Consider the following 8,839-nt stretch of genomic DNA (forward strand, 5'->3'; position numbering starts at 1 on the left):
CTATGGGCTGGCGGCACGGGCGGTCACGCCCAGGCTAGACCGGGCCCCGATGTGTCGACAATCACAATTTCGCACACAAAGTCTGCGTTTTTCCGCAGTTTATTTTCGCGACAGCGTTGTCCCCTGCGAGGCAGCATGGTGTAGTGCACGAACTGTCGCTGTGTAGGGCCATCGCCGGTGTCGTGAAGCCCCATGCGGCGGGTCGTCACGTCGATATCGTCCGAGTCCGAGTCGGCGCGCTACGACAGGTGGTGCCCGATTCTCTGGAGTTCTGTTGGTCGTTGGTGTGTCAGCACCTCGACGGCAACATGGTCGATGCCGAGCTGGAACTCGACCTGGTGCCCGCCGAGGTCCTGTGCCACACCTGCCGGCAACAGTCGCGGATTGAGTCTCGGTTCTCGGTCTGCTGTCCGAGTTGCTCGAGCACCGACGTTGACGTGGTGTGCGGCAACGAGTTTCTGGTCACGTCCGTCGAAGTGTCATGAAAGGGCAAGTGCGTGGGTAGATTTCATCGTCACGACGACGGCACGGTACACAGTCATGACCACGACCCCGAGGGTCACCAGCACGAGCACGGCGACCACAGCGGATATGCGTCCGGCTCACAGCGCATCGAGGTACTCGAGTCCATCTTCGCCGAAAACGACAGCCGCGCCGCCATCAACCGCCACGCCTTCGAGACCAACGGCATCCGCGCCTTGAACCTGATGAGCTCGCCTGGATCGGGAAAGACCACGGTGCTGGCCGCCACCCTGGACGCACTCGCCGCCGAATTGTCCCTCGGGGTGATCGAAGGCGACATCGCCACCGACCTCGACGCCGCGAAGCTCGACGGCCGGGGTGCCCAGATATCACTGCTCAACACCAGCAATGGCTTTGGCGGTGAGTGCCATCTGGACGCCCCCATGGTCAACCGAGCACTGCAGGGGCTGGAGCTGGCGGCACTGGACCTGGTCATCATCGAAAACGTCGGCAACCTCGTCTGCCCGGCCGAATTCGACGTCGGCGAGCACGCCAAGGCGATGGTCTACTCGATCACCGAGGGTGAAGACAAACCACTGAAATACCCGGTCATGTTTCGGTCGGTGGATGTCGTGCTGCTCAACAAGATCGACCTGGCACCCCACCTCGACGTCGACATCGCGACTTACGTCGACCACGTTCGACAGGTAAATCCGACCGCAGACATTCTTCCGATAAGTGCGCGCACCGGCGACGGCATGACGACGTGGTTCAACTGGTTGCGGCGGTTCTGCTCCCCAAATGATGCTGTCGCACCTGACCTCCTGATCCGTGAGACCGCGGATCAGTAGCTCGGGCGTCGCAAGGAATACACCGAAAGCCAACGGCTTTCAATCTTCAACACCCGACGATGCTCCAGCACGAGCCAAACCAGGCCGGCAACGATCGCTGGTACTCCGACCATAACCATCGTCAGCGTCCAGTCCTGGTGCCCATACGCTGCCGCGGCTACGCCGCCAACCAGCGACGCGACACCCAGCACTATCGCCATCAGCCCCGGCCAACACAGTCGGTCGATGAAGAATTCGCCGGCATGCGGACACGTCGTACGGAAATGATCGGTCGGATCTGCGGTGTCACCCATGGCTTCTCCTCGGTAGAGCTGAGACGAAGCTAGTGGTGACGACTCGATCGGCCGTCCCCCATCCGGGTGGTCGGCGACGTGATTCTAATTATGGCGTCAGCGATCCTCAGTGCCCGCTGAGCGTCAGCGTTCCCTTCGTTTGAAGCACTTTGCTGGCGGTGATTTTCTCGGTCTTACGCGCCTCGCGCTCCAGGTAGCGCTGCTTGGATTCGTCGAATTTGTCGGAGGCTTCTTCGAGTTCTTTGACCAGCGCGGCGAGATCGTCGCGCATCCGTGCGGCCTCACCGGAGAAGTCTTCCCGTTCGAAGATGCGCCACTTCTTGAGCACGGGCATGACCACCTCGTTGAGATGGATACGCGGGTCGTAAACACCGCCGACGGCGATAATTACCGCCTTACGCCGGAACTCCGGGACCGTGAACCCGGGCATCTTGAAGTTGCGCAGGATCCGGTGCACCGATTTCATCGCTTGATTGGGCGCGATGTCCAAACCTGCGGCGCTGACATCCCGGTAGAAGATCATGTGCAAGTTCTCGTCGTGCGACACCCTGGCCATGAGCTGTTCTGCGATCGGGTCATTGCTGACTTTGCCCGTGTTGCGGTGCGAGACGCGGGTGGCCAATTCCTGAAACGAGACATACATGACGGAATCAAACAAGCTCTCAGCAAACATATCGCCCTGCCGATTCTGGCCGGGGCTGAAACCCCGCGTCATTTGCTCGAGGCGGAGCTTTTCCAGCTCTACCGGGTCGACCGCGCGGGTGACCACCAGGTAATCACGCAGCGCCGTGCTGTGCCTGGACTCTTCCGCGGTCCACCGATTCACCCATTGCCCCCACGGGCCGTCCATGCTGAAGTTCATCGCGATCTCGCGGTGATAGGACGGTAAATTGTCCTCGGTCAGCAGGTTTTGAACAATCGCCACCTGGGCGACGTCGGGGAGCCGGGTCTGCCCAGGCTCCCAATCCTGGCCGTCGAGCGCATAGAAATTTCTGCCATCCGACCAGGGCACGTAGTCGTGCGGATTCCATTCCTTGAACATCGACAGGTGGCGGTTGAGTAGCTTCTCAACCACCGGTTCGAGTTCGCGGAGTAGCTGCACGTTAGTAAGGTCCTTGGACACGGAATCCCCTCAGTTATCTCTCTACATGATGTATATGTGTCGTACGGTTACATTAAGATGGCACACGCGGGATGAAGGGAAATAGGGTCCAAAGTCCTTTTACGACCCGAGCCGGCGTAGCGAGCGATCAGACGGCCACTGGCGCAGCCACTTTCGGCGCCGGGTTCAGACTCATGGCCGCGCCGGGGCATGATGGTCGCAGAGCGGTGCGATGAGCAAAGGTGAGGTCATGACCGGTCCGGAGAGCGGCACTGTAGCGGCGGCCGTCACGGGCAAAGGCCTCAGGGGCGGCGCGCTCGGACTGCTCTCCAGCGTGGTGGTCGGATTGGCGTCCATGGCGCCGGCCTACAGCCTTGCCGCGACACTGGGTCTCATCGTGGCTAGTGGCGGCGCGCAGCTCTGTGGCGTCAAAGCCCCAGCCGTCGTTCTCATTTCGTTCATCCCGATGTACTTGATCGCCACGGCCTACCAGGAGCTCAACAAGGCCGAGCCGGACTGCGGCACGACGTTTATATGGGCGTCGCGAGCATTCGGGCCCTTCGTCGGATGGCTGGGCGGCTGGGGCATCATCGCTGCAGAAGTGATTGTGATGGCCAATCTGGCCGAGATCTCCGCGGCTTATTCATTCAGATTCGCCGGAGACCTGGGTTGGCTTTCGCTCGCGGACGTGCCCAACAGCAGGTTGTGGCCGACGATCGTGGGCGTCTTGTGGATCGTGGCGATGACCTATATCTGCTATCGCGGAATCCAGGTCTCGGCCAGACTGCTGCACGCGCTGCTGGCCTTTCAGATCGTGGTCCTGGTCGCGTTCTCGGTGGTTGCACTCGTCAAGGCGTATACCCTTGATGCTCAAGGGTTTTCGCTGCATCCGTCGCTGTCCTGGTTTTGGCCCGGCGGTCTTGATTTCGGCACCACGATCGCCCCAGCAGCCCTGATGGCCATCTTCATGTACTGGGGTTGGGACACCGCCGTGGCATGCAACGAGGAATCCGACGACCCCAGCCGCACGCCTGGCCGTGCCGCTATCATCTCGGCTCTCCTGCTGTTGGCGACCTACACCCTGGTGACCGTGTCGGCCATCGCGTTCGCTGGTGTCGGGACCCAGGGCATCGGGCTGGACAATCCCCGCAACTCGAAGGACGCCTTCGCGTCGATCGGCCCAGCACTGTTCGGCAACGGCGTTCTCGGAAAGATCGCCATGCTGGCGCTGGGGACGTCGATCCTGACGTCTGCCCTGGCGTCGACGCAGACGACGATCTTGAAGACGGCGCGCACCACCTTGTCGATGGGGGTCTTCAAGGCGCTGCCGGCGTCGTTCGCGAAGACGCACCACCGCTACCTGACGCCGACCACCTCGACCGTCGCGGTCGGCGTCGTGTCCATCCTTTTCTACGTCCTTTTCACGCTTGTCAGCACGAATCTGCTTGCCGCACTGATCGGATCGGTGGGGCTGATGATCGCCTTCTACTACGGGCTCACCGGATTTGCGTGCGCGTGGTACTACCGCAACACCCTCACCAGCTCGGCGCGAAATCTCGTGACGCGCGGGGTCGTCCCGTTGCTGGGCGGCGTGACCCTACTGATCGTTCTCGTCTACGGGCTCAACCAATACGCCAGACCCGAGTGGCTGACCGACGACAACGGCCACAACATCACGATTCTCGGAGTCGGCGCCGTCGCAGCGGTTGGCATCGGCGCGCTGCTGCTGGGATCGATCCTGATGGTGATCTGGTGGGCGGTCGCCCCGGACTTCTTCCGCGGCCAGACCCTGACTCGCGGCAGCAGCTCAGCGGACATCGGGTGAATTTTTTGTCTTGCACCGGCTCCCGGCCAGCCCTAACCAGCAAAAGCCGTCTATTACGGTTCCAGCTTGACGCACCCGATTGGTGCGCGCGGATGGCCGGCGCTCAAGCCGGTGTCAGGCGGACCCTTAGGTGGGTCGGGCCGCGAAGGGAGCTGTGCGTGGACCATGTTGTCGGGCCGTCGGGGTTGATGCGAGCCACGTTTGCGACGAGTTCCCGCAGAACAGCTTGGGCTTCCATGCGAGCCAACGGCGCCCCGAGGCACATGTGTGGGCCGTAGCCGAATGCCACATGCATGCGGGGGTTGCGGTCAGCGCGGTAGTCGTCGGGATTCTCGAAGACTGACGGGTCACGGTTGGCCGCACCAAAGGACAGCAGGACGCGAGAGCCCGTGGGGATGGTGACGTCGCCGATGCGGTAGTCGGCGCGGGTGTAGCGATAGAGGTTCTGTATCGGGGTGGTGATGCGCAGCTGCTCTTCGACCGCCGCGGGGATGAGGTCGGGATTGGCGCGTATCTGGTCGTACTGTTCGGGGTTTCGTGCGAGGGTGTCGAACATGCCGCCGAGGAGGTTGGTGGTGGTTTCATTTCCTGCGATTAGCAAGTGGATTGCGATGAGGACGAGTTGGCTGTCGGTGAGGCTGCCGTCGCTGTTGTGTTCCAGCAGTCGGCCCAGCACCGTGCCCGAGCCCTTGAGCCCGCCCACGGCGAACTGCCGCAGGAAGTAGCGGTGCAATGCTGCCATCGCGGCCACGGACTTGGCTGCTTCGACCAGGCCGGCTGGTGTCGGGGTCAACTCCATGATGCCGACGCCCTTTTCCGACCAGCGCCGGAAATCGCTGACGTCGCGCTCGGGCACGCCAAGGATTTGGGCGATCAACCGTATCGGCATCGGGATGGCCAACGCCCGCACCACATCGCCGCCGGGGTTGGCCAGCAGGTCAGATACCAACTCCGCGGCAAGACTTTTCGTCATTTCCTGCCAGCTGTCCATGGCTCCCTTGCTGAAGCCGGGCTGGACTTGCTTGCGCAGCCGGGTGTGCTCGTCACCATCGGTGAGCACCGCCAGCGGCGCCGTCATCCTCAGCCGGGTGACACCTTGAGTGCTGGTGACCTGATCGGTGTCGCGCAACGCGGCGCGGACATCCTCGAGCCGACTCAGGACCCAGGTGGCCCGCCTCGGGTTGTAATGCAGCCGGCCACCCCGATGCAGGGCGCGGTACGCGTCAAACGGCTGCGCAGCAGTCAGCGGATTCTGCGGGTCATAGTCGGTGTTCTCCGCGCCGGTCCAGCCGCCGTACCCGCGCCGGCGGGTCCGAACCGCGGCGGTCACGTTCAGCCGAACCAAATCACGCAACGGCCGCGTCGCTTCGACAGCGCCCCGAGCAGTCTGGCTGATTCCCATTTTCGATCCCCTATCCAGCCGCTCGGCTCACGTGAGGTTCACCGCTTGCGCATCCCGGTCTGAGTGCGAATGACGTTGTACGACAGATAGATCAGATAGCACACAGATACCGTGGCTAGCGGTCGACGGCCCCCCGGGATTGCGGTCAAGACGCCGACCGTCGTTTCGATGACGCCGTTGAGGTAGGTGAATCTGCGCGTGCGCTCGGGGAAGCCGATGCGGTTGATGCGATCGAAGATGCTTGGAAACACGAAGTGCGCGAGTCCGATTGCCACGATCGCGAGGCTCCGGTAAGCGCGGTCACTAAGGTCGCGGCCCGCCGTGTCGGGGTTAGCCGCCACGGGCAACTGCCATCATGTCTCGAAGCGTGAACGCCGCCAGAACCCCTCCGTCGCAGGCGATATCAACGCCAGTGAGGTAACTGGCCTTCTCGGTGGCGCAAAACACCAACAGCTCAGCGACTTCTTCTGGCCTGCCGAACCGTTTCAAGGCGGCGTAGTTCAACATCGCGCCCGACCCGGTCTGCTCCTCCAGCCTGCCCATCTCGGTGTCGATGCTGCCCGGTGATACCGAAACGATTCGCGCGCCACGGCTTCCGAATCTGGCTGCCTGCGAGGAGCAATACCACATCACGAAGTTCTTGCTGATCACATAGGCGAAGCCCGGCCGAATCTTCGCGGGCGCAACGTTGCAGGCCGACGTCATCTTCTTCGTGAAGAGGGCATCGTCGCGCAGTGCGTCCTTGAATCGTCGTTTGGGGATGAGGAACCCGGGAAAAACGTGAGCGGCCATGGATGCGACGTTGACAATCGCAAAGCCTGCGGCGGCAAGCGGGAAGAAGGCCTCGTTGACGACGACGGTGCCGAGCGCGTTGACCCGCATGATGTGCTCGGCGGCACCCATGCTGGGACTCACGCCGGCGGTATGAATGACCGACATAACTGTGCCCAACGCCGTTGCAGTGTCGACTAATTGGGCGACTGAGGATCGGTCAGTGACATCACAAGTGACTGTCTCGCAGTGAATACCGAGGGCTGCCAGTTGCTGTGCCGCCGCCTCGAGACGGTGCTGACTGACATCACTGAGGAGCACCGTTCGGTCTCGCCCGGCGATCTTGGCGGCGGCAAGCCCGATGCCGCCTGCGCCGCCTGTGATCACACAGATCTGACGCATCGGCCGCCCTTTCCACCGCAGGAGGCCCTTGATCTGGCCCGCCCTTAGGGCTGCAACCGCGGCCAATTACGAGAAAATTATTCTCGTAAAGAGAACCACACCGGGGCGCCGATGTACAGCGGCAACAGGTTTATGGGCTTGACGGCACCCGGCAACCGCACCGGACCTTGGCTTAGGGTCGTCTGGTGAGCCCTGCCCGTCCCGGACGACCGCGCAGCGCCGCGGTGCACGAGGCAATTCTCGACGCGACCCGTGCTCTGCTCATCGAAGGCGGATACTCGGGGGTGTCGATGGATAGGGTCGCCGCCAATGCCGGCGTGGGCACGCAGACGGTGTACCGCCGATGGCCGTCGAAGGCCCCTATGGTGGCCGAGGCCGTGATGCAGGCCTACGCCGTGGCCGACTTCACTCTTCCCGATACTGGTGACACGGTCGAAGACTTGAGGACCTGGATGCACGAATACGCGACGCTGAGTGCCACGCCTGAAAACGTCGCACTCGTGCGTGCACTCGCCGCTGCCGCTGCCGAAGACCTGCAAGACCGCGACACCTTGTATCGCCAACTCACCGGCCGCTTCCACGACGCGTTGAAGCAGCGATTACAGAGCGGAATCGCCCGGGGTCAAGTTCGGGCGGACGCCGACATTGAAGCTGCCGCCGACGCACTGATCGGGGCTCCGCTGTATCGCATGCTCAGCGTGACCACCACCGCGGCAGAAACGATTGCCCGCTACGACGGATTGATCGACACCATGATGAAGGGACTTTCAACCCCGTAACGAACGCCTGTCCGCAAACACCGGCGACGGCACAACACGCAAGTCGCCATCGAGGCTGTCATAAGACCGCACGCGCTATGGGCTGAAAGCTCTGATTTCCCATGGTGCTAAGCGGCCTCGAACTTCTGACCTACACCTGCCGGGAGCCGGCAGCGGGCCAGACTGTCAGAGTTTCGTGTCGATCAAAGCTCGATCCCGTACGCCGTACCCCGCACCACGCTGCTAACTGCCAATGGGCTCTGTCCGCCGCCTGTGTAACGCAAGGCTGGTTCTACCGGTCCCACGCATAACCACGCGATCCGTGACCCTACCGAACGGCGTCGCGCTAGACCCCGGCGAGGAGATCGAGCTACGTATCGGCGCGACCGGGCTGGTTTTCGGCGGTGGTATCCATCCCCGTTATCGGACAGTACCTTGCGCGCTTAGCAATAGCTGTGCTGGTGTCCGAATATGTCGGTTTCCGTGACTAATTCAGCGCGGCCCGATCAGCCGCTAAAGAAAGATACCGACTACGCGTCGATCAGCTCGCTGCTTCGATAGAACGTCTCAACCGAGGCATCTGAATCGAGGTCGACCGCCACATATATGCGTCCGTCGCGGACATCGATGACTGTGGCGTCATAGACACCCGCGCCGTAGGGGACGCGGATGCGGTCGCCACGCTTTAGGCGGATTTCCACCCTCGTCATCCCCTCACCACGGGTCTTGTCCCGTCAACACCTTCAAGTGTGCACCTACGGCAACGTCGATGCTAGTTACCAGCCTGTTGAGTGCGGACCGCCATATCCTCATCTGCCGCAACCACAGGAGCTTGCGACTGCGACACTTGATCAGTTTGGCCTCGTCGGCGTGAACGAAGGCGTTGCGCGCGTATAGGAGGTCAGAGAGCTTTTGGCGCAGTGCTGGTGTGCTCGTAAACCGAGCGTCCATGTCAGCCTGGAAGCGCATCTCT

Annotated in this window: 9 protein-coding genes and 1 pseudogene; 4 read left to right on the top strand and 6 right to left on the bottom strand. The window is 62.2% G+C overall.

Features of this window, described 5'->3' with window-relative positions; all coding sequences use genetic code 11:
- Window positions 1-143 precede the first annotated feature (143 nt).
- A complete protein-coding gene (locus AC5Y5O_RS12365) occupies window positions 144-485 on the top strand; it encodes a hydrogenase maturation nickel metallochaperone HypA (RefSeq protein ID WP_500025413.1) in 342 nt (113 codons plus the stop codon).
- 12 nt (window positions 486-497) lie between these two features.
- A complete protein-coding gene (hypB, locus tag AC5Y5O_RS12370) occupies window positions 498-1,313 on the top strand; it encodes a hydrogenase nickel incorporation protein HypB (RefSeq protein WP_096287432.1) in 816 nt (271 codons plus the stop codon).
- On the opposite strand, the gene usfY is transcribed toward hypB, so the two are convergent.
- Both usfY and AC5Y5O_RS12380 read right to left on the bottom strand, forming a co-directional pair.
- On the bottom strand, window positions 1,307-1,606 hold the full coding sequence (gene usfY, locus AC5Y5O_RS12375; protein WP_096287430.1) for a protein UsfY: 300 nt from the start codon (window positions 1,604-1,606) through the stop codon (window positions 1,307-1,309). The two genes, hypB and usfY, sit on opposite strands and share 7 nt — an antisense overlap.
- Before the next feature lie 106 nt (window positions 1,607-1,712).
- Complete coding sequence (locus AC5Y5O_RS12380; protein ID WP_096287428.1) at window positions 1,713-2,729, bottom strand: acyl-ACP desaturase; 1,017 nt, start codon at window positions 2,727-2,729, stop codon at window positions 1,713-1,715.
- Between the two features lie 211 nt (window positions 2,730-2,940).
- Here AC5Y5O_RS12380 and AC5Y5O_RS12385 point away from each other — a divergent pair.
- A pseudogene (locus AC5Y5O_RS12385) lies at window positions 2,941-4,515 on the top strand (APC family permease); the annotation flags it as partial.
- A gap of 121 nt (window positions 4,516-4,636) precedes the next feature.
- Here AC5Y5O_RS12385 and AC5Y5O_RS12390 read toward each other — a convergent pair.
- The 3 genes from AC5Y5O_RS12390 to AC5Y5O_RS12400 are packed head-to-tail and all read right to left on the bottom strand — an operon-like array spanning window position 4,637 to window position 7,108.
- On the bottom strand, window positions 4,637-5,935 hold the full coding sequence (locus tag AC5Y5O_RS12390) for a cytochrome P450 (RefSeq protein ID WP_500025416.1): 1,299 nt from the start codon (window positions 5,933-5,935) through the stop codon (window positions 4,637-4,639).
- Window positions 5,936-5,973: 38 nt separating this feature from the next.
- Window positions 5,974-6,210 carry a DoxX-related protein gene (locus AC5Y5O_RS12395; protein ID WP_500025418.1) on the bottom strand — a complete coding sequence of 79 codons (237 nt, stop codon included), beginning with the start codon at window positions 6,208-6,210 and terminating at the stop codon, window positions 5,974-5,976.
- A gap of 55 nt (window positions 6,211-6,265) precedes the next feature.
- A complete protein-coding gene (locus AC5Y5O_RS12400; protein ID WP_500025448.1) occupies window positions 6,266-7,108 on the bottom strand; it encodes an SDR family oxidoreductase in 843 nt (280 codons plus the stop codon).
- Between the two features lie 185 nt (window positions 7,109-7,293).
- Between AC5Y5O_RS12400 and AC5Y5O_RS12405 the strand changes: the two genes are divergently transcribed.
- Window positions 7,294-7,887, top strand: coding sequence for a TetR/AcrR family transcriptional regulator (locus AC5Y5O_RS12405; protein WP_500025420.1), 594 nt, complete (start codon window positions 7,294-7,296; stop codon window positions 7,885-7,887).
- 509 nt (window positions 7,888-8,396) lie between these two features.
- Here AC5Y5O_RS12405 and AC5Y5O_RS12410 read toward each other — a convergent pair.
- A complete protein-coding gene (locus AC5Y5O_RS12410) occupies window positions 8,397-8,576 on the bottom strand; it encodes a hypothetical protein (protein ID WP_500025422.1) in 180 nt (59 codons plus the stop codon).
- Window positions 8,577-8,839: the final 263 nt, after the last annotated feature.

Source organism: Mycobacterium sp. NGS40 (assembly GCF_059812735.1).

Bases quoted from the DNA above. Each gene is read 5' to 3' on its own strand.
- usfY (WP_096287430.1), bottom strand. From the start codon at position 1,606: ATGGGTGACACCGCAGATCCGACCGATCATTTCCGTACGACGTGTCCG.
- AC5Y5O_RS12390 (WP_500025416.1), bottom strand. From the start codon at position 5,935: ATGGGAATCAGCCAGACTGCTCGGGGCGCTGTCGAAGCGACGCGGCCG.
- AC5Y5O_RS12400 (WP_500025448.1), bottom strand. From the start codon at position 7,108: ATGCGTCAGATCTGTGTGATCACAGGCGGCGCAGGCGGCATCGGGCTT.
- AC5Y5O_RS12410 (WP_500025422.1), bottom strand. From the start codon at position 8,576: ATGACGAGGGTGGAAATCCGCCTAAAGCGTGGCGACCGCATCCGCGTC.